A 17314-nucleotide genomic window follows, 5' to 3' on the forward strand; every position below is an offset into this window, starting at 1 on the left:
GCTTTTGCGGATCGTGGCGGATGATTTCGCGGTCCTTGCAGCTGCCGGGCTCGGACTCGTCGGCGTTGATGACGAGGAAGCTCGGGCGGCCGTTCTTCGACTCCTTCGGCATGAACGACCATTTGAGGCCGGTCGGGAATCCCGCGCCGCCGCGCCCGCGCAGCCCGGATTCCTTGACCTCGTCGATGATGCCGTCCTGGTCTTTTTCCAGCAGCTTCTTCGTATTGTCCCAGTCGCCGCGTTTCATCGCCGCGTCGATGCCCCATGGCTGGAAACCATAGACATTGGTGAAGATGCGATCCTTGTCGTCAAGCATTGCGCGACCTCATCCAGCGAATGAACAGGTACCAGATCGGCGCCCCGATCAGCGACGCGACGACATGACGGACTATATTGCGCGTCGGCTCGAACCCGAAGACGAGCACGTCGATCACGATGTTGATCGCGAGGAAGGCAATCACGAAGGTGATCGTCGCCTGGACGAGCGTCATCGAGGAAAAGGGTCCGCGCCGCGCCGCCATCATTCCGCCACCTCGGCCATATGCTTGAGCGTCGTTGGGCCGCCCTCCGGGCAACTCGTCTGCCGCTCGATCTGCGGGCCGGGCGTCACCTCTTCGCCGTTGCTCAGCTTCTCGAGGATATCGGTCATCCGATCGTAATCGAGATCTTCGAAATTATCGTCGTTGATCTGGACCATCGGCGCATTGGCGCAGGCGCCCAGGCATTCGACTTCGGTCAGCGTGAACAGCCCGTCCGGCGTCGTCTTGCCCTTCACGAGCCCCTTGTTCTTGCAGGCGGCCATGACATCGTCCGAGCCGCGCAGCAGACAGGGCGTCGTGCCGCAGAGCTGGACGTGGAAACGCCCGACGGGCACGAGATTGTACATCGTGTAGAAGGTCGCGACTTCGTACGCCCGCATATACGGCATATCGAGCTGGGCCGCGACGAATTCGATCACCGGCACGGGCAGCCAGCCCTGCGTGTTCGTTTCCGCGCCGACCTGCCGCTGGGCGAGATCGAGCAGCGGCATGACCGCCGATTGCTGCCGCCCTTCCGGATAGCGGGCGATGATCTTATGCGCCTCGGCCGCATTCTCCTCGGTCCAGGCGAACCCGCCCCAGCGCTCGCGAATCTTTTCGTTTTCGAGCGCGGTGTCCGTAGAGGATTGGGAGAGCTTGTCGTCGGGGAGGATCGTCACACTGCTTCCCCTTTCGTCATTGCAAGCGCAGCAAAGCAATCGAGAGCGTGAAACGCCACCGTCTGCGGCTCTGGATTGCCGCGGGGCCTGCGGCCCCTCGCAATGACGGTATTGAGACCGGCCATCAGATCGTCTCCAGCGTTTCGCGGGTGCGGGCGGACGGGTTGACGCCGGTGTTGGGCTCGCCCGCGCGGTCCATGACCATCACATGCGCTTCGTTTTCGCAGAAGGGCCGATGCTCGACGCCGGCCGGCACGACGATCATCTCGCCTGCCTCGATATGCCGGACGCCGTCGCGAAACTCGATATCGATCGCGCCTTCGAGCACGAGAAACAGCTCGTCGGTGTCGGCATGGCTGTGCCACGTGAAATCGCCCTTGAGCTTGGCGAGCCGGACCTCGTTGTCGTTGTACGTCGCCGCGATCCGCGGATTCCAGTGATCCGAGAACTGCGCGAGTTTATCGGCGAGGTTGATGGGAGACGGAGTGATCACCGGTCCGAATCCCTCAGCTTTCCGTCACCCTGAACTTGTTTCAGGGTCCACTTTTCCATCGTCACCGTCTTCGCAGACTTAGATGTGGATGCTGAAACAAGTTCAGCATGACGGAGTATGAGTTTATCGTCGGCGAGAATCGTCATTCGCTCTCGCTCCTCATGAACGGAGGCACGTATCTACGAACAAGCCCCAATTGCCTTAGAAAGCCCCAATAACCTGCGGAAGCGAGAAAAATCAGCAGCGAAACCAAAGATCCAACGGATGCCAAATCCCTAAGGAGGGGATCGATCGTACCAATCCTGATCAGCAGAATCGACACAGCAAAGACTGCAAAGGAAGCCCAAAAAAGAACTCGAGTGATCTCAGCTATCCTCACCGGTCGCACTCCCCGAACACGACGTCGATGGCGCCGAGGATGGCGGTCGCATCGGCCAGCATATGGCCCTTGCACATGAAATCCATCGCCTGGAGGTGCGAAAAGGCCGTCGGCCGGATCTTGCAGCGATAGGGTTTGTTGGTACCGTCCGCGACCAGATAGACGCCGAACTCGCCTTTGGGGCTTTCGGTCGCGACATAGACCTCGCCGGCCGGCACGTGGAAGCCCTCGGTATAGAGCTTGAAGTGATGGATCAGCGCTTCCATCGACTGCTTCATCTCGGCGCGCTTGGGCGGGACGATCTTGCGGTCGAGGCTCGCGATCGGGCCTTCGGGCATCTCGTTGATGCATTGCCGCATGATGCGCGCCGACTGGCGGATTTCCTCGACGCGGACCATGAAGCGGTCGTAACAGTCGCCGCTCGTGCCGACCGGCACGTCGAATTCCATCCGGTCGTACACGTCATAGGGCTGCGACTTGCGCAGGTCCCAGGGAATGCCCGAGCCGCGGATCATCGGGCCGGAGAAGCCCCATTTGACCGCATCGTCCTTCGAGACGACCGCGATATCGACATTGCGCTGCTTGAAGATGCGGTTGTCGACGACGAGGCTCATCGCGTCTTCGAAGAGCGTCGGGAAGGTGTCCAGCCAGTCGGCCATGTCGGCGATCAGCTTGGGCGGGAGGTCCTGATGGACGCCGCCGGGCCGGAAATAGGCGGCGTGCATGCGCGCGCCCGAAGCCCGCTCGTAAAAGGCCATCGCCTGTTCGCGGATCTCGAACAGCCAGATATTGGGCGTCATCGCGCCGACATCCATCACATGGCTGCCGAGATTGAGGCAGTGATTGAGAATGCGCGTCAGCTCGGCAAAGAGCACGCGGATATACTGGCCCCGCAGCGGCACTTCGAGATCGAGCAGCTTCTCGATAGCCAGCACATAGCTGTGCTCCATGCACATCGGCGAGACGTAATCGAGGCGGTCGAAATAGGGCAGCGCCTGAAGATAGGTCTTGTACTCGATCAGCTTCTCGGTGCCGCGGTGGAGCAGGCCGACATGCGGATCGACGCGCTCGACGATCTCGCCGTCCAGCTCCATGACCATGCGGAGCACGCCGTGCGCGGCCGGATGCTGCGGACCGAAATTGATCGTGTAGTTGGAAATCTCGACATCGCCGACGGTCGGATCGGCCTCGTCGGTCTTGCCCTGGATTTCCTCGAGATAGTCGGCCATCAGGCGTCACCTCCCGGTTTCTTGGGCTCATCGGACTGTTCCGCCGCCTTGGCGTCCGCCCTGGCGCCGGCGCCCGTGTCCTTGGGGCTTTCGGTCACTTTCGGCGTGTCGACATCCGGCTCGCCTTCGGCCTTCTCGTCGCCCGGCAGGATATAATCCGCGCCTTCCCAGGGGCTCATGAAATCGAAGGTCCGGAAATCCTGGGCCAGTTCGACAGGCTCGTAGATCACACGCTTATGCTCTTCGGAATAGCGCATCTCGACATAGCCGGTCAGCGGAAAGTCCTTGCGGAACGGGTGGCCGCGGAAACCGTAGTCCGTGAGGATGCGGCGGAGGTCCGGATTGCCCTCGAACAGTACGCCGTACATGTCGAACACTTCGCGTTCGAGCCAGCCGGCGACGGGCCAGATATGGGTGATGCTCGGGACCGGCATGTCCTCGTCGGTCGTCACCTTGATGCGGATGCGGTGATTGCGGGTCAGCGAGAGCAGATGGTAGCAGATCTCGAACCGCTCGGGCCTTTCGGGGTAATCGACGCCCGCAATTTCCATAAGCTGCTGATATGCAAGGCCATCCGTGTCGCGCAACGCAATCATCACATCGGCCAGCGCCTCGCGCCGGACCGTGACGGAGATTTCGTGAACGGCCTCATGGGCGGAAAGGAGATCGTCGCCGAGCGCGGCCTTTACCGCGTCGATCACGCCCTTGTTCGGGGCAATGACAGGAGCCGGAGACGCCATGATCTAACGCTCTATCGTGCCGACGCGGCGGATCTTGCGCTGGAGCTGCATCACGCCGTACAGCAGCGCTTCGGCAGTCGGGGGACAGCCCGGCACGTAGATATCGACAGGCACGATGCGGTCACAGCCGCGCACCACCGAATAGCTGTAATGATAATAGCCGCCGCCATTGGCGCAGCTGCCCATCGAGATCACATAGCGGGGCTCGGACATCTGGTCGTATACGCGACGCAGCGCCGGAGCCATCTTGTTGCACAGCGTTCCCGCGACGATCATCACGTCCGACTGGCGGGGACTGGCGCGCGGCGCGGCGCCGAACCGCTCCATGTCGTAGCGCGGCATATTGACCTGGATCATCTCCACGGCGCAGCAGGCAAGCCCGAACGTCATCCACCAGAGCGAGCCGGTGCGCGCCCATTGGAACAGTTCCTCGGTAGAGGTGACGAGGAATCCCTTGTCCGCAACCTCGGCGTTGATGTCCTTCAGGAAATCCGGATCGGGCAACGTGCCGGGAGGCGGCGGAGAATTGACGTCTACTCCCATTCGAGCGCTCCCACTTTCCAGGCATAGGCGAGCCCGATGCCGAGTTCGGCGAGGAAGATCATCATCGCGAACCAGGCCACCCAGCCGAGATCGAACACGGTGACCGCCCAGGGAAACAGGAACGCCGCCTCGAGATCGAAAATGATGAACAGGATAGCGACCAGATAGAAGCGCACGTCGAACTGGCTGCGCGAATCCTCGAACGCCGGAAAGCCGCATTCATACTCGGTCAGCTTGTTCGGATAGGGCTTGGCAACGCCGGTGAGCTTGGCGACGATCATGGGCAGAACGACGAAGGCCAGCGACAACAGAAGCGCGATCCCGAGAAACAGCAGGATCGGCAGATATTCGGCTAGATCGACGGCAATCGTTTCGGGCAACGTTCGGGACTCGCGGTCTGCGTGGATTTCGTGGCGCTTTTAGGGGGATGGGCCGGTCGGGGCAAGGCCGGAGGCCGGACCTTTCGTACCAATTTTCAGCGTCGCAGAGCCCCCGCGACGATCTTGTGCAGCTTCGAATGAAGCTGGTCGTTGGCCGCGAGAAATTCGCGGCGTTCGAGCGGCTGGCTGCCGCCCCGGAAGTCGGTGACGAAACCGCGCGCCTCGCGGACGATCAGGATGCCCGCCGCGACGTCCCAAGGTTGGAGATTCGCCTCCCAGAAACCGTCATAGCGACCCGCGGCGAGCCAGGCGAGATCGAGCGAAGCCGCGCCGAAACGGCGGATACCGGCCACTTGCGGGGCGACCGCGTTGAAGATCGCGTTGAACTGATCGAGATCGCCATGCCCCTTGAACGGAATGCCGGTCGCGATCAGCGCCTCGTTGAGATTGCGACGCGCCGACACCTGCAGACGGCGATCGTGGAGAAAGGCACCACGATCCTTTTCCGCCCAGAACAGGTCGTCGGTCAGCGGCTGATACACCATGCCCGCGCTGATCTCGCCCCAGCCTCCGCCGGGCTTGGGTTCCTGAACTGCAATCGAGATTGCAAAATGCGGAATCCCGTGGAGGAAGTTCGAGGTGCCATCGAGCGGATCGATAACCCAGCGCGGCATCCCCTCCTCACCTTCGATCTCGCCGGCCTCTTCGAGCAGAAAGCCCCAGCCCGGCCGAACCTGCAGCAGTTCGTCGTAGAGGATCCGCTCGGCGCGCTGATCGGCCTTGGACACGAAATCGGCCGGACCCTTTTGGGATACCTGCAGATGTTCGACCTCGCTGAAGTCGCGCGCGAGGCTGCGCCCGGCCTTGCGGGCGGCGCGATCCATGACGGTAATGACGGCAGAACGGGCTGGCATAATTTCTTCCCCGCGCTCCAACGGAACGCGCTTGTCCGGAGCGGCTAATCCGCCTTTTTCACATATTCCTGAGCATAGACATCGACGACGATGCGCGTGCCCGCCGTGATATGCGGTGGCACCATGACGCGCACGCCATTGTCGAGAATAGCCGGCTTGTAGGACGACGAGGCGGTCTGCCCCTTCACGACGGCGTCGGCCTCGACGATCTCGGCCTCGACCTGGTCGGGAAGCTGCACCGAAATCGGCTTTTCCTCGTAGAGCTCCAGCATCACGTCCATGCCGTCCTGAAGAAACGCCGCGGCATCGCCGAGCATGTCCGACGGCAGTTCGATCTGCTCGTAATTTTCCTTGTCCATGAAGGTCAGCATGTCCCCCTCGGCGAACAGGAACTGATATTCGCGCGTGTCGAGCCGGACCTTCTCGACCGTCTCCGCCGACCGGAAGCGGACGTTGTTCTTGCGGCCGTCAAGGAGGTTCTTCATCTCGACCTGCATATAGGCCCCGCCCTTGCCGGGCTGCGTATGCTGGATTTTCACGGCTTTCCACAGGCCGCCCTCATATTCGATGATATTGCCGGGACGAATGTCCACGCCGCTGATCTTCATGGGTGTCTCACTTGTTTCGAAAGAGCCGGCGCGGCCTCTAACAGCAGGAGCGCAAGGCGACAAGCGGCGAACGGCTGTCGCATCCGTCCAATACGGCCAGATACGGTTCCCGTAGACGGAATCGCATCAGGCAGAGGTGATTCACATGTTACCACGCAAAGATCGTTTCCCGCACGCAGCCGGCCTTTTCGGCCGGATCGCGGGCATGCCGGCCCGGATAAGGGACAGACATGACATTTCGCCCGATGTCCCGAGCCCCGACAGCTATCGCACGATGCTGTTGCGCAACGCGGTCGCCTTTACGGTGGGCCGGCGCGAAGGCGATGAACGGGATCGCTAGACGCCGAGGACGTCAGCGAATGCCCTGACGCCGGCAGCCTCGCCGTCCGGATGCTTCCAGACCGCGCCGCTTACAGCGAGAAAATCGGCACCCGCATCTACCAGAGGCTGTGCGTTCTCGACCGTAATGCCGCCAATCGCGACGCAGGGCAGCACGAACATCGTCGACCACCAGGTCAGGATTTCGGGATCCGGCCGGTGCGTCGTCTCCTTGGTATCGCTCGGGTAGAAGGCGCCGAACGCAACATAATCGGCGCCGGCCTCACCGGCTTCCATCGCGAAATGACGGCTGTCGTGACAGGTCGCACCGATCTGCGCGTCGCGCCCCAACAACGCCCTTGCCTCGCCGATATCGCCGTCGGATCGGCCGAGGTGAACCCCGTCGGCGCCCAGCCGGGCGGCGAGATCGGCCCTGTCGTTCAGTATGAACGCACAATCATGATCGGCGCAGATCGGCATAAGCCGCTCGGCCATGGCGAGAACGGCTTCGTCGTCCGCCTGTTTCATCCGCAATTGAAACGCCGCGACAGGACCGGCGCCGAGCGCGCGCGCGAGCCGGTCCGGGAAATCACCGCCGGGATCGGGCGGCGAGATCAGGTAGAGCTGACAGAGCTGGTCGGCGGCGGTCATGCGAGACGCCGATCAGTCCTTGACGACAGACGCCCGGTAAATCTTGTCGATCGCCGCGCCGAGCGTCCGGTCGAACTCGTCGTCGTCCATATCATGGCGCAGATCCTGCAACAGCGCCCGCGAGAAGCTCGCGATCATGCCGTCATTCTTCGCCAGTTCGGTACAGGCTTCCTCTTGCGAGAAACCGCCCGACAGCGCGACGACGCGGGCGACCCGCGGATGCGCGACGATGGAATCGTACAGCCCGGCCTCCGCCGGGATCGACAGTTTCAGCATGACCTGGCGATCCTCCGGCAGCGCGTCGAGCGCCCTGGTCAGTTCCTCCTTGAGAATCGCATCGGCCGCCGCGCGTTCCGGGCTCTTGATCGAAACTTCCGGTTCGATGATCGGCATCAGGCCATGATCGATGATCCGGTTGCCGACCGCGAACTGCTGCTCGACGATGGCCGCGATACCGCTCGGGGAGGCCGAATTGATGACCGAACGCATTTTGGTGCCGAAAACACCCTTGGCTTTGGCGCGTTCCAGGAGCCCGTCCAGATCGGGCATGGGCTTCATCAGTTGGACGCCGTCCGCTTCTTCTTCCAGGCCCTTGTCGACCTTGAGGAACGGCACGACGCCGCGCTCCCAGAGCAGCGTCGGCACCGGCGTGCCGTCGGCCTCGCCGTCCATCGTCATCTCGAACAGGATCGCGCCGATAATCTTGCCGCTGCCGAAAGACGGCGCCGTGATGATCCGCTGGCGCATTTGATGGATGAGGGCGAACATCTCGTCCTCGCTGGAATAGGCATCCTCTCCGATACCGAAGCCCTTCAACGCTTTGGGCGTCGATCCGCCGCTCTGATCGAGTGCGGCGATAAATCCATCACCCTCTTTGATCTGCTGCATCATTTTCGGATCTGACATCGGATGGGGTGCCCTCTTGGTTCGCGCGAATCTCGCGCGCCTGATAGTAGAGGCCGCGGCCTTGGGCAACGGGGAGCATGTAACCATGATCGATGCTGCCGCGAACCTGCCGGTCGGGAGGACGATTGATGTTGAACGGCATTCAGGAACGGCTTTGCAGCGACAACCAGACGGACTTCAGCGATCTCAAGGCGCTGATCCTGAACTGCACGCTCAAAAAGTCGCCCGAGCCGTCACACACCGATTCATTACTCGAGATGGTCGAGACGATTTTCGCCAAAAACGGGGTTCAGTGCGAGAATATCCGGCCCGCCGATTACGACATCGCGTTCGGCGTCTATCCGGACATGACCGAGCATGGATGGGAGGTGGACGACTGGCCGAAAATCTGGCCGAAAGTGGCAGAAGCGGATATCCTGATCATCGGCACACCGATCTGGCTCGGGGAGAAATCGTCGGTCGCAACGCAGGTGATCGAGCGTCTCTACGGACATTCCGGCGAGACCAACGACAAGGGCCAGTATTTCTTTTACGGCAAGTCCGGCGGCTGCATCATCACCGGCAACGAGGACGGCATCAAGCATTGCGCAATGGGCATCCTCTATGCGCTCCAGCATATCGGCTACACGATCCCGCCCCAGGCGGACGCCGGCTGGATCGGCGAAGCGGGACCCGGCCCTTCTTATGGAGACGAACTGGACGATGGCGGCCATGCCGGTTTCGATAATGAATTCACCCGCCGCAACACGACCTTCGCGACCTGGAATCTGATGCATTATGCGCGGATGCTGAAGGATGCCGGCGGCGTCCCGGCGCACGGCAATCAGCGGACGGCCTGGGACGCGGGCTGCCGGTTCGACGCTCCCAATCCGGAGCATCGCTGATCGCTAGTCGCGCCGTACTTTTCGGATAATTGCATTGAACCGGAGTACCGGCTTGCCGTCCGCGGTGGCAAGCCCGTCCACGAAGATCGTTTTGCCGCCCGCCCGCACGACCTCTCCGCGAGCTTCTACCAGCTGACCGACACGGACCGGGTCCAGAAAGTCCCCGGTAAGGTTGAGCGTGACGGCATGGCCGCCTTCCAATGCGGGATGCGCGATCGTGAAGATCGCGCTGTCGGCGAAGGTCATGAGGCAGCCGCCATGCATGAAGCCGGCGCCGTTCATATGGCGCGGTTCGGCGCGAAAGGCCGCCACCGGGCGTCCGTCCTCGTCGATGCGTTCGTAAAACGGACCGCTCATCTGTTCGAAGGAATCGCCCTGCCAGGTCGACCAGCCGGCCCACTCGCCTTGGGTGATCGGAACCAGCCCGCTGCCCGACCCGACGCCCTCATGTTCGCTCATGCGCCGAGCGCCGCGACGCCGGGCAGTTCCTTGCCTTCCATCCATTCGAGGAAGGCTCCGCCCGCGGTCGATACGAAAGTGAAGTCGTCGGCCACGCCCGCATGGTTGAGCGCGGCTACCGTGTCCCCGCCCCCGGCCACCGAAACGAGCGAACCTTCGTGGGTCAGCGCCGCGGCGGTCTGCGCCAGCGCAACCGTCGCCGTATCGAAAGGGGGCGTTTCAAAGGCGCCGAGCGGGCCGTTCCAGACGAGCGTCCGGCAGGTCTTCAGAACATCGGCCAGCGCCTCTACCGCCGAAGGCCCTACATCGAGGATCATCTCGTCCGCGGCGACCTCATGGACGTTGACCGTCCGCGTCGGCGGATTGGCGGCGAATTCATTCGCGACCACGACGTCATAGGGAAGGTGCACGGTGCAATCGGCGGCATCGGCGGCTTCGAGGATCGCGCCCGCGGTATCGGCGAGGTCATGCTCGCACAGGGACTTGCCGACACCGACACCGCGCGCGGCCAGAAAGGTGTTCGCCATCCCGCCGCCGATGATGAGATGGTCCACCTTGGTCACGAGATGCTCGAGAACCGCCAATTTGGTCGAGACCTTCGCCCCGCCCACAACGGCGGCGACCGGGTGCTCCGGATCGCCCAGAGCCGCCTGGAGCGCCTTGAGCTCCGCTTCCATCGCGCGGCCCGCATAAGCGGGGAGATGGTGCGTCAACCCCTCGGTCGTCACATGGGCGCGGTGCGAAACCGAAAACGCGTCATTGACGTAGAAATCGCCGAAAGACGCGATGGCCTTTGCCATTTCGGGGTCGTTCTTCTCTTCTCCCGGCGCAAATCGACTGTTTTCGACGACGACGATGGAACCGTTCGGCAGATTCGCGATCGCATCTTCGCTCGGCCGTTCCATGAACGTCACCTCGCGCCCCAAGACGGCTTCAAGCGCGGGGACGACCTGCCGCAGCGAAAATTCGGGCCGATATTCCCCTTTCGGACGACCAAAATGCGCGAGCAGCAGGACCTTGGCACCCGCATCGGACAATTCGGTGATCGTCGGTACATGCGCCCGGAGCCGGGTATCGTCGGTTACCGCCCCGTCGGCCATCGGCACGTTGAGATCGACGCGGACGAGCGCGCGTTTGCCGCTCGTCTCGCCGAGATCGTCCAGCGTCCGGAATGCAGTCATGCGGCCGGTCCCTCCATTGCCCCGAACATCCCCGCCTAGAGGAGTCCCGCCATCACCCCGGCGGTGTCGATCATGCGGTTTGAGAAGCCCCATTCATTGTCATACCAGCTGACGACCCGCGCGAGCTTGCCCTCGAGCACCGCAGTCTCGAGGCTGTCGACCGTGGAACTGGCCGGATAATGGTTGAAATCCGACGACACGAGCGGCTGCTCGGTATAGTCGAGTACGCCCTTCATACCGCCGTCCGCCGCGGCCTTGAGCGCGGCATTCAGCTCCTCGGCCGAGGTATCGCGGCCCGGCGTGAAGACGAGATCGATCAGCGAGACGTTCGGCGTCGGCACGCGCACCGAGCTACCGTCGAGCTTGCCGTTGAGTTCGGGCAGGACGAGGCCGACGGCGCGCGCGGCGCCCGTCGTCGTCGGGATCATGTTCTGCGCCCCGCCGCGCGCGCGGCGCATGTCGGAATGCATCTGATCGAGCATCCGCTGGTCGTTGGTGTAGCTGTGGATCGTCGTCATGAACCCGCGCTCGATCCCGACCGTGTCGTGGAGCACCTTGGCGACCGGCGCCAGGCAGTTGGTCGTGCAGCTGGCGTTGGACACGATCACGTCGTCCGCGGTCAGGCTGTCGTGATTGACGCCGTAGACGACCGTCTTGGTAACATTCTTCGCCGGAGCGGAAATCAGCACCCGCTTGGCGCCGGCAGCGAGATGCGGCTCGGCCGCCTCGTGCGACTGGAAGAAGCCCGTGCATTCGAGGACGAGATCGACGCCCATATCGCCGTGCGGCAGCTTGCCCGGTTCGCGCTCGGACGTTGCCACGATGGTCTTGCCGTTGACGGTGATGCTGTCCTCGCCCGCCGTCACTTCGCCCGGAAAACGCCCATGGGTGGAATCATACTGGAAAAGCAGCGCATTCGACTTGGCATCGGCCAAGTCGTTGATCGCGACGAGTTCGAAATCATGATCGTCCCGTTCGAGCATCGCGCGGGCAACCAGCCGCCCGATCCGTCCGAAACCGTTAATCGCTACTTTGACAGCCATGGATAGAGTCTCCCTTAATTCTTGAGCGCCGAGAGGATCTGCGGCGTGATCGCGGCTTCCGTCAGCCCGAAATATTCAAACAGCTTGTCCGCCGGCGCCGACCCGCCAAACCGGTCGATACCGAAATTCAGTCCGTCCACGCCGGTATAACGTTCCCAGCCGAAAGTCGCCCCCGCCTCGATGGAAACGCGCAGGACATTTTCTCCTGTCCCGAGAATATCGGCTTTGTAGGCGTCGTCCTGCGCCTCGAACCGTTCCCAGCACGGCATGGACACCACGTCCGCTCCGACACCCTTGGATTCCAGCTTTTCGGCGATCTCCGCGGCGAGATGGACTTCCGAACCAGTCGCCAGCAGGACGACACGGCGGTCGTTTTCGGCGGCGCGCAGGCGATAGGCGCCCTTCGCGCAGCGGTTCTCGTCGACATCGGTCCGCATCGGCGGCAGTCCCTGCCGGGTCAGCGCGAGCAGCGACGGCCCGTCCTTGCGCTTGAGCGACAGCGCCCAGCATTCCGCCGTTTCGATCGCGTCGCACGGCCGGTAGACGTCCAGATTGGGCATCGCGCGTAGGCCGGCCAGCTGCTCGATCGGCTGATGCGTGGGCCCGTCCTCGCCGAGCCCGATCGAATCATGCGTCATCACATAGATGGCGCGGACGCGCTGGAGCGCGGACAGCCGGATCGCCGGGCGGCAGTAATCGGAAAAGATCAGGAAGGTGCCGCCATAGGGAATCACGCCACCATGCAGCGCCATGCCGTTCATCGCGGCGGCCATGCCGAATTCGCGGACGCCGTAATAGATGTAGCGCCCGCCATAATTGTCCCTGGTCAACGGTTCGGTCGCGCCGGTCTTGGTATTGTTCGAACCGGTCAGATCGGCGGACCCGCCGATCGTGTCGGGCAGCGCCTTGTTGATCGCGGTGAGCGCCATTTCCGACGCTTTGCGCGTCGCCACCTTGGGAGGATCGGCGGCGAGCGATTCGAGATAGGTCCGCATGGCGTCGCCGTCCGGCAGATCGCCCGCCATCCGGCGCTTGAATTCGGCGTTTTCGGCATGGTCTTCGAGCCGCGCGGTCCACTCCTCGTACGCCTCGCCGCACCGCGTTCCCGCCTCCTGCCAGGCTTCGCCGATTTCGGGTGGGATGACGAAGGGCGCGGCGTCCCAGCCCAGTTCCTTGCGGGCAGCGGCGACTTCGTCCTCGCCCAGCGGCGAGCCGTGCGTCGCCGACGTGCCCTGCTTGTTGGGCGCGCCGAACCCGATCACGGTCTTGCAGGCGATCAGCGAGGGGCGCGGGTCGGCCAGCGCCTCCTCGATCGCGAAACGGACGGCGTCGGGATCGTGCCCGTCGCAGCTCGTGACATGCCATCCGGCCGCCGCGTAACGGGCGGGAATATCCTCGCTGGTCGACAGATCGGTCCCGCCGTCTATCGTGATCGCGTTATCGTCCCAGAAGGTGATCAGCCGGCCGAGCTGCAGATGGCCAGCCAGCCCTATCGCCTCGTGATTGATGCCCTCCATGAGGCAGCCGTCGCCGGCAATCACCCAGGTCCGGTGATCGACGAGCTCGTCGCCGAACCGCGCATTGAGATGCCGTTCGGCGATCGCCATGCCGACCGCCATGGCGAGACCCTGGCCGAGCGGCCCCGTGGTCGCCTCGACGCCGGGCAGCAGGAAGTTTTCGGGATGCCCGGCGCACGGGCTGCCGAGCTGCCGGAAATGCTTGATCTCGTCCATCGTCGGCCGCGCATAACCGGTAAGATGGAGCAGCGAATAGATCAGCATCGAACCATGGCCGGCCGATAGAACGAACCGATCTCTGTCAAACCATTCAGGGTCTTGCGGATTATATTTGAGATACTTTGTGAACAGAACCGTCGCGACGTCCGCCATGCCCAGGGGCATGCCGGGATGGCCCGAATTGGCCTCCTGGACCGCATCCATCGAAAGGGCGCGGATCGCATTGGCAAGCTGGGTGTGCGTAACGGTCATTCGGTTTCCCCTGTTCGGGCCCGTCCGCCCCGATCCGGGGCCGGAGGACTGCCCGGCGAGTCGCGGGCGCGCGCGACCACTTGGTATGTCACACGGTTATCGTCAACCGTAGCGCCCACAGACTTGCCGGGAGGCGCTTTCCTGCTATGCAAAGCCGATGGAAAACGAACGCCTTGCCCGCGCAATTGCAAGGATAGAGAAGGCCGCCGACAGGCTGGGCACTGCCGAGCCGGCCGATACCCCCAGCCAGGACCCGGGCCTCGTCGCCGAACTCGAATCGATGAAGGCGGCCCATAAGGCTGCGCTCGACGATCGCGACCGGACCATCGCCAAGTTGCGCGCCGATTTCGCCGATGTCGGCCAGCTCAAGGACGAGGAAATCGAGCGTTTGCGCGGCGAATTGCAGGCGAAGCAGGCACCCGTGCAGCCGGCCGTTTCGGAGGCGGAATACCAATCCCTGCAGGAAAAATACGAGCGGCTGCGGATGACCGCGGAAACGACGCTGACCGGCCTCGATACCCTCATCGACAAGACGGAAAGCGCGGAAAATGGCTGAAGTGACCCTCTCGATCGCCGGTCACAGCTATACGGTCGCCTGCCGCGACGGCGAAGAGGACCGGCTGAGAAAGCTCGGCGCGATGGTCGATGCCAAGACCGCCGATGCGCAGCAGGCGGTCGGCGGCAATCTCGGCGAGGCCCGGATTCTCCTCTTCGCGGCGCTTTTGCTTGCCGACGAGGCCGACGAGCTGCGCACGGCCGCGATGCCCGCCGATGCCGTCGAAAATCTCGAAAAGCTCGCCGACCGGTTGACCGCGATCGGCAACCATCTTGCCCCGGACGGCCAGGCCTCCTAAGTCGTTCGTGGCGGGCGCTGCCCGGTACGCGCCTTTGCGATTATCCCTGAGGCGATACAACATCCGAGGGAGCTGTCCCTGCCCGGATTGCGGGGTTTGAAATAGAGCCCGGATCCGGTGCATATGGCGCCCACCTGACGTTAATGGCGTCAGAGGATTTTCGGGCAAACGGCCATGGCGGCCCCGCCACCCGAGCAGGCGAGATCATGACCAAATCCGAATTGCGATCGCGCTTCAAGAAATGCCGTCAGAATTTTGTTTTAAAACAGGAAAATTCTGATATCCGGCGAGCCGAAGATGCGCTGGAAAGACTTCTCACAGGCGCCGGCCTGCTGGCCAGGACGATCGCCGGCTATGCCGCCATGACGTCAGAGTTCGATCCGTCGGACATGCTGCGGACATGCCACGAAAAGGGCCACGATATTGCCCTGCCCTGGTTCGCAGACCGGCGCGCAGCGATGGAGTTCCGGCGATGGGACGGCACGCCGCTCGAGCGCGGTCCGTTCGGAATCCTGCAACCGACATCGGACCGCCCTGCCCTCCGCCCCGATACGCTGCTCGTTCCTCTCGTCGCAGTCGATCTGCGCGGTAACCGGATCGGACAGGGACAGGGCCATTACGACCGCACTCTGGCGCAGTTGCGGACGGCCGGACCGGTCATCGCGATCGGGCTCGCCTGGGAGTGCCAGATTGCCGACAACATCCCCGCCGATCCTTGGGACCAGCCGCTCGACTTCGTCGCAACTCCGGATCGACTCATAAAGGTGACGTCATGAAGCCAAGCTGGCGCAAGCCCTTCGGTGTGTTCCTCATTCTCGCGATCATCGCCGTCTGGTCGGTCATCGTGGCCAGCGCCTCCGGCCCGATCGGGACGTTGCCGGCGCTCGTCCAGGCGCCGATCTACCTGGCCGCCGGGATCGTCTGGATCCTTCCGCTAAAGCCGCTTCTGCTGTGGATGGAAACCGGGAAATGGCGCGAGTGACGGGACTTGAACCCGCGGCCTCCGGCGTGACAGGCCGGCGCTCTAACCAACTGAGCTACACCCGCGTGAGGCGTTGAAGACGCGCGAGTTAGGCGAGGCGTTCACCCCTGTCAAGCGAAGTCGCACGGCCCGTTTTCGAAGAATCGCGAAGGTCACCATCCATTTACGCTTTATTTACCACGCTCAAATATAGTTTGTTAAGAATTTAAGGCTCGGACCGCCCGGAAACGTAAAAGTTCCGTCCTTTTTCTTACGATCTTCGAAAAATGGTCCGGGCTTTACATATTATTAGCGTTAATCCTGCATGTACATCCCCGTAATTGATTGTTTCAATCCGGGGGGTTTGAAGAATGTCGCTTGGTCGACACGCATCTGCGCGCAGAAAGACGGTACGTTCGCTATTGTCGCTGACCGCGATTTTTCCGGCAATCATGGCGTCATCCGCACATGCGGCGGGAACGCGCGCCGGCACGCCGATCGAAAACACCGCATCCGCCTCCTATAATGACGGCGGCTCCACGGTTACGGTCGATTCCAACACGGTTTCGCTGATCGTCGACGAGATACTCGATATCGCGGTGACGTCGGCCGATCCGGGCGATGTCACGGCCCGGCCCGACGAAGATAATGCCATCCTAAGATTCACGGTAACAAATGGCGGCAACGGCCCCGAACCCGTGCTGTTGACAATCGACCCGAATGTCGCGGGCGACGATTTCGATCCCGACGCCGTGACCCTCTTCATCGATACCGACGGCAATGGCAGCTACGACGCGGGAACCGACACGCTCTACAATGCAGGCGCACCGCCGACGCTCGATCCCGACGAGACGATCACCGTGTTCGTTCTGGGCGACATGCCCGCCGCGGCCGCCGACGGTGAGCGCAGCGAAGTCGCACTGACCGGTACGGCGGCGACCGGAAGCGGCGCGCCGGGCACCGTTTTCGCTGGCCAGGGCGAAGGCGGGGGCGATGCGGTCGTAGGATCGACCGGCGCGACTGCCGCAGACAGCGGTTTTTACGCGATTCTCGACGCCAATCTCGATCTTTCGAAAACCGCCACCGTCCGAGATCCGTTCGGCGGCACGACCCAGGTTCCGGGCGCGATCATCACCTACCAGCTCACCGCAGAAGCGACGGGCTCGGGTACGCTGAGCAACGTCATTATCACCGACGCTATCCCGGACGACACGACCTATGTCGACGACAGCATCACACTCGACGGCACCGGGCTGACCGACCTGACCGACGCCGATGCGGGCGCGTTCGACGGTACGGAAATCTCGGTCGCGCTCGGCTCGGTTACCGGCGGAACCACCAACATCATCGAATTCCAAGTCGTGATCGACTGACGGAGAAGAGCAAATGAAATATCTCATCGCATTGTTCGCCATGCTGGCTCCGGCCAGCGCCGTCTTGGGCAATCAGGTCGCGCTCGACAGCGACGTGTTCGTCGAGCGCAGCGAGGAACAGGCAGACGGCAGCGTCACTGTGACGCTGGAGGAGCCGACCCGCGTCGTTCCGGGCGACAGTCTTGTCTTCGTCCTGGCATATGAAAACACCG

The 17314-nt window shown here is 62.8% G+C and carries 22 protein-coding genes, 1 tRNA gene, 1 other RNA gene and 2 pseudogenes; 9 read left to right on the forward strand and 17 right to left on the reverse strand.

Going from position 1 to position 17314, the window contains the following annotated elements:
- From ACTS1X_RS02250 to efp, 10 genes and pseudogenes are all read right to left on the reverse strand, one after another.
- Nucleotides 1-316, reverse strand: a pseudogene (locus ACTS1X_RS02250) (NADH-quinone oxidoreductase subunit F); the annotation flags it as partial.
- Complete coding sequence (locus ACTS1X_RS02255) at nucleotides 309-521, reverse strand: hypothetical protein (RefSeq protein WP_442612763.1); 213 nt, start codon at nucleotides 519-521, stop codon at nucleotides 309-311. The pseudogene ACTS1X_RS02250 and the gene ACTS1X_RS02255, both read right to left, overlap by 8 nt.
- Complete coding sequence (locus ACTS1X_RS02260) at nucleotides 521-1132, reverse strand: complex I 24 kDa subunit family protein (RefSeq protein ID WP_442612784.1); 612 nt, start codon at nucleotides 1130-1132, stop codon at nucleotides 521-523. Before ACTS1X_RS02260 ends, ACTS1X_RS02255 begins: the two co-directional genes overlap by 1 nt.
- Before the next feature lie 190 nt (nucleotides 1133-1322).
- A complete protein-coding gene (locus tag ACTS1X_RS02265) occupies nucleotides 1323-1691 on the reverse strand; it encodes a cupin domain-containing protein (protein ID WP_442612764.1) in 369 nt (122 codons plus the stop codon).
- Nucleotides 1692-2066: 375 nt separating this feature from the next.
- Nucleotides 2067-3299, reverse strand: coding sequence for an NADH-quinone oxidoreductase subunit D (locus tag ACTS1X_RS02270; protein WP_442612765.1), 1233 nt, complete (start codon nucleotides 3297-3299; stop codon nucleotides 2067-2069).
- A complete protein-coding gene (locus tag ACTS1X_RS02275) occupies nucleotides 3299-4039 on the reverse strand; it encodes an NADH-quinone oxidoreductase subunit C (protein WP_442612766.1) in 741 nt (246 codons plus the stop codon). The genes ACTS1X_RS02270 and ACTS1X_RS02275 overlap by 1 nt, the downstream gene beginning before the upstream one ends.
- A 3-nt stretch (nucleotides 4040-4042) precedes the next feature.
- The gene (locus tag ACTS1X_RS02280; RefSeq protein WP_442612767.1) at nucleotides 4043-4582 is read right to left on the reverse strand and encodes a NuoB/complex I 20 kDa subunit family protein; all 540 of its coding nucleotides are present in this window, start codon (nucleotides 4580-4582) and stop codon (nucleotides 4043-4045) included.
- Nucleotides 4573-4962 carry an NADH-quinone oxidoreductase subunit A gene (gene ndhC, locus ACTS1X_RS02285; RefSeq protein ID WP_442612768.1) on the reverse strand — a complete coding sequence of 130 codons (390 nt, stop codon included), beginning with the start codon at nucleotides 4960-4962 and terminating at the stop codon, nucleotides 4573-4575. The genes ACTS1X_RS02280 and ndhC overlap by 10 nt, the downstream gene beginning before the upstream one ends.
- 95 nt (nucleotides 4963-5057) lie before the next feature.
- The gene (locus ACTS1X_RS02290; RefSeq protein ID WP_442612769.1) at nucleotides 5058-5876 is read right to left on the reverse strand and encodes an inositol monophosphatase family protein; all 819 of its coding nucleotides are present in this window, start codon (nucleotides 5874-5876) and stop codon (nucleotides 5058-5060) included.
- A gap of 44 nt (nucleotides 5877-5920) precedes the next feature.
- A complete protein-coding gene (efp, locus tag ACTS1X_RS02295) occupies nucleotides 5921-6484 on the reverse strand; it encodes an elongation factor P (RefSeq protein WP_442612770.1) in 564 nt (187 codons plus the stop codon).
- Nucleotides 6485-6629: 145 nt separating this feature from the next.
- Between efp and ACTS1X_RS02300 the strand changes: the two genes are divergently transcribed.
- The gene (locus tag ACTS1X_RS02300; RefSeq protein WP_442612771.1) at nucleotides 6630-6824 is read left to right on the forward strand and encodes a hypothetical protein; all 195 of its coding nucleotides are present in this window, start codon (nucleotides 6630-6632) and stop codon (nucleotides 6822-6824) included.
- Here ACTS1X_RS02300 and thiE read toward each other — a convergent pair.
- Nucleotides 6821-7453, reverse strand: a complete 633-nt coding sequence (thiE, locus tag ACTS1X_RS02305) for a thiamine phosphate synthase (RefSeq protein ID WP_442612772.1) — start codon at nucleotides 7451-7453, stop codon at nucleotides 6821-6823. The two genes, ACTS1X_RS02300 and thiE, sit on opposite strands and share 4 nt — an antisense overlap.
- Before the next feature lie 12 nt (nucleotides 7454-7465).
- Entirely contained in the window at nucleotides 7466-8341 is an 876-nt protein-coding gene (locus tag ACTS1X_RS02310; RefSeq protein WP_442612773.1) for a fructose bisphosphate aldolase, read from the reverse strand.
- A gap of 146 nt (nucleotides 8342-8487) precedes the next feature.
- Between ACTS1X_RS02310 and ACTS1X_RS02315 the strand changes: the two genes are divergently transcribed.
- Nucleotides 8488-9243, forward strand: coding sequence for a flavodoxin family protein (locus ACTS1X_RS02315; protein ID WP_442612774.1), 756 nt, complete (start codon nucleotides 8488-8490; stop codon nucleotides 9241-9243).
- Nucleotides 9244-9246: 3 nt separating this feature from the next.
- Here the strand turns inward: ACTS1X_RS02315 and ACTS1X_RS02320 are convergent, their stop codons facing one another.
- The 4 genes from ACTS1X_RS02320 to tkt are packed head-to-tail and all read right to left on the reverse strand — an operon-like array spanning nucleotide 9247 to nucleotide 13914.
- The gene (locus tag ACTS1X_RS02320) at nucleotides 9247-9702 is read right to left on the reverse strand and encodes a PaaI family thioesterase (RefSeq protein WP_442612775.1); all 456 of its coding nucleotides are present in this window, start codon (nucleotides 9700-9702) and stop codon (nucleotides 9247-9249) included.
- A complete protein-coding gene (locus ACTS1X_RS02325; protein WP_442612776.1) occupies nucleotides 9699-10883 on the reverse strand; it encodes a phosphoglycerate kinase in 1185 nt (394 codons plus the stop codon). The genes ACTS1X_RS02320 and ACTS1X_RS02325 overlap by 4 nt, the downstream gene beginning before the upstream one ends.
- Nucleotides 10884-10918: 35 nt before the next feature.
- The gene (gene gap / locus ACTS1X_RS02330) at nucleotides 10919-11926 is read right to left on the reverse strand and encodes a type I glyceraldehyde-3-phosphate dehydrogenase (protein ID WP_442612777.1); all 1008 of its coding nucleotides are present in this window, start codon (nucleotides 11924-11926) and stop codon (nucleotides 10919-10921) included.
- A 14-nt stretch (nucleotides 11927-11940) separates the two neighbouring features.
- Nucleotides 11941-13914 (reverse strand): transketolase, encoded by a 1974-nt coding sequence (gene tkt, locus ACTS1X_RS02335; protein WP_442612778.1) that lies wholly within the window; start codon nucleotides 13912-13914, stop codon nucleotides 11941-11943.
- Nucleotides 13915-14071: 157 nt separating this feature from the next.
- On the opposite strand from tkt, the gene ACTS1X_RS02340 reads away from it, so the two are divergent.
- From ACTS1X_RS02340 to ACTS1X_RS02360, 5 genes are all read left to right on the forward strand, one after another.
- A complete protein-coding gene (locus ACTS1X_RS02340; RefSeq protein WP_442612779.1) occupies nucleotides 14072-14470 on the forward strand; it encodes a hypothetical protein in 399 nt (132 codons plus the stop codon).
- On the forward strand, nucleotides 14463-14768 hold the full coding sequence (locus ACTS1X_RS02345) for a cell division protein ZapA (RefSeq protein WP_442612780.1): 306 nt from the start codon (nucleotides 14463-14465) through the stop codon (nucleotides 14766-14768). The genes ACTS1X_RS02340 and ACTS1X_RS02345 overlap by 8 nt, the downstream gene beginning before the upstream one ends.
- 11 nt (nucleotides 14769-14779) lie before the next feature.
- A non-coding RNA gene (gene ssrS, locus ACTS1X_RS02350) (6S RNA) lies at nucleotides 14780-14956 on the forward strand.
- Nucleotides 14957-14974: 18 nt separating this feature from the next.
- The gene (locus ACTS1X_RS02355) at nucleotides 14975-15544 is read left to right on the forward strand and encodes a 5-formyltetrahydrofolate cyclo-ligase (RefSeq protein ID WP_442612781.1); all 570 of its coding nucleotides are present in this window, start codon (nucleotides 14975-14977) and stop codon (nucleotides 15542-15544) included.
- Nucleotides 15541-15750: a DUF2842 domain-containing protein gene (locus ACTS1X_RS02360; protein ID WP_442612782.1), complete on the forward strand. Its 210-nt coding sequence runs from the start codon at nucleotides 15541-15543 to the stop codon at nucleotides 15748-15750. Before ACTS1X_RS02355 ends, ACTS1X_RS02360 begins: the two co-directional genes overlap by 4 nt.
- On the opposite strand, the gene ACTS1X_RS02365 is transcribed toward ACTS1X_RS02360, so the two are convergent.
- A tRNA-Asp gene (locus tag ACTS1X_RS02365) sits at nucleotides 15739-15815 on the reverse strand. The two genes, ACTS1X_RS02360 and ACTS1X_RS02365, sit on opposite strands and share 12 nt — an antisense overlap.
- Before the next feature lie 366 nt (nucleotides 15816-16181).
- On the opposite strand from ACTS1X_RS02365, the gene ACTS1X_RS02370 reads away from it, so the two are divergent.
- Nucleotides 16182-17102, forward strand: a complete 921-nt coding sequence (locus ACTS1X_RS02370; protein WP_442612783.1) for a hypothetical protein — start codon at nucleotides 16182-16184, stop codon at nucleotides 17100-17102.
- A gap of 13 nt (nucleotides 17103-17115) precedes the next feature.
- Nucleotides 17116-17314, forward strand: a pseudogene (locus tag ACTS1X_RS02375) (hypothetical protein); the annotation flags it as partial.

This window comes from Parasphingopyxis sp. (genome assembly GCF_052168275.1).
Taxonomy (GTDB): Bacteria; Pseudomonadota; Alphaproteobacteria; order Sphingomonadales; family Sphingomonadaceae; genus Parasphingopyxis.

Bases quoted from the DNA above. Each gene is read 5' to 3' on its own strand.
- ACTS1X_RS02255 (WP_442612763.1), bottom strand. From the start codon at position 521: ATGGCGGCGCGGCGCGGACCCTTTTCCTCGATGACGCTCGTCCAGGCG.
- ACTS1X_RS02270 (WP_442612765.1), bottom strand. From the start codon at position 3,299: ATGGCCGACTATCTCGAGGAAATCCAGGGCAAGACCGACGAGGCCGAT.
- ACTS1X_RS02275 (WP_442612766.1), bottom strand. From the start codon at position 4,039: ATGGCGTCTCCGGCTCCTGTCATTGCCCCGAACAAGGGCGTGATCGAC.
- ACTS1X_RS02280 (WP_442612767.1), bottom strand. From the start codon at position 4,582: ATGGGAGTAGACGTCAATTCTCCGCCGCCTCCCGGCACGTTGCCCGAT.
- ACTS1X_RS02290 (WP_442612769.1), bottom strand. From the start codon at position 5,876: ATGCCAGCCCGTTCTGCCGTCATTACCGTCATGGATCGCGCCGCCCGC.
- efp (WP_442612770.1), bottom strand. From the start codon at position 6,484: ATGAAGATCAGCGGCGTGGACATTCGTCCCGGCAATATCATCGAATAT.
- ACTS1X_RS02300 (WP_442612771.1), top strand. From the start codon at position 6,630: ATGTTACCACGCAAAGATCGTTTCCCGCACGCAGCCGGCCTTTTCGGC.
- thiE (WP_442612772.1), bottom strand. From the start codon at position 7,453: ATGACCGCCGCCGACCAGCTCTGTCAGCTCTACCTGATCTCGCCGCCC.
- ACTS1X_RS02310 (WP_442612773.1), bottom strand. From the start codon at position 8,341: ATGCAGCAGATCAAAGAGGGTGATGGATTTATCGCCGCACTCGATCAG.
- ACTS1X_RS02315 (WP_442612774.1), top strand. From the start codon at position 8,488: ATGTTGAACGGCATTCAGGAACGGCTTTGCAGCGACAACCAGACGGAC.
- ACTS1X_RS02320 (WP_442612775.1), bottom strand. From the start codon at position 9,702: ATGAGCGAACATGAGGGCGTCGGGTCGGGCAGCGGGCTGGTTCCGATC.
- ACTS1X_RS02325 (WP_442612776.1), bottom strand. From the start codon at position 10,883: ATGACTGCATTCCGGACGCTGGACGATCTCGGCGAGACGAGCGGCAAA.
- gap (WP_442612777.1), bottom strand. From the start codon at position 11,926: ATGGCTGTCAAAGTAGCGATTAACGGTTTCGGACGGATCGGGCGGCTG.
- tkt (WP_442612778.1), bottom strand. From the start codon at position 13,914: ATGACCGTTACGCACACCCAGCTTGCCAATGCGATCCGCGCCCTTTCG.
- ACTS1X_RS02340 (WP_442612779.1), top strand. From the start codon at position 14,072: ATGGAAAACGAACGCCTTGCCCGCGCAATTGCAAGGATAGAGAAGGCC.
- ACTS1X_RS02345 (WP_442612780.1), top strand. From the start codon at position 14,463: ATGGCTGAAGTGACCCTCTCGATCGCCGGTCACAGCTATACGGTCGCC.
- ACTS1X_RS02355 (WP_442612781.1), top strand. From the start codon at position 14,975: ATGACCAAATCCGAATTGCGATCGCGCTTCAAGAAATGCCGTCAGAAT.
- ACTS1X_RS02360 (WP_442612782.1), top strand. From the start codon at position 15,541: ATGAAGCCAAGCTGGCGCAAGCCCTTCGGTGTGTTCCTCATTCTCGCG.
- ACTS1X_RS02370 (WP_442612783.1), top strand. From the start codon at position 16,182: ATGGCGTCATCCGCACATGCGGCGGGAACGCGCGCCGGCACGCCGATC.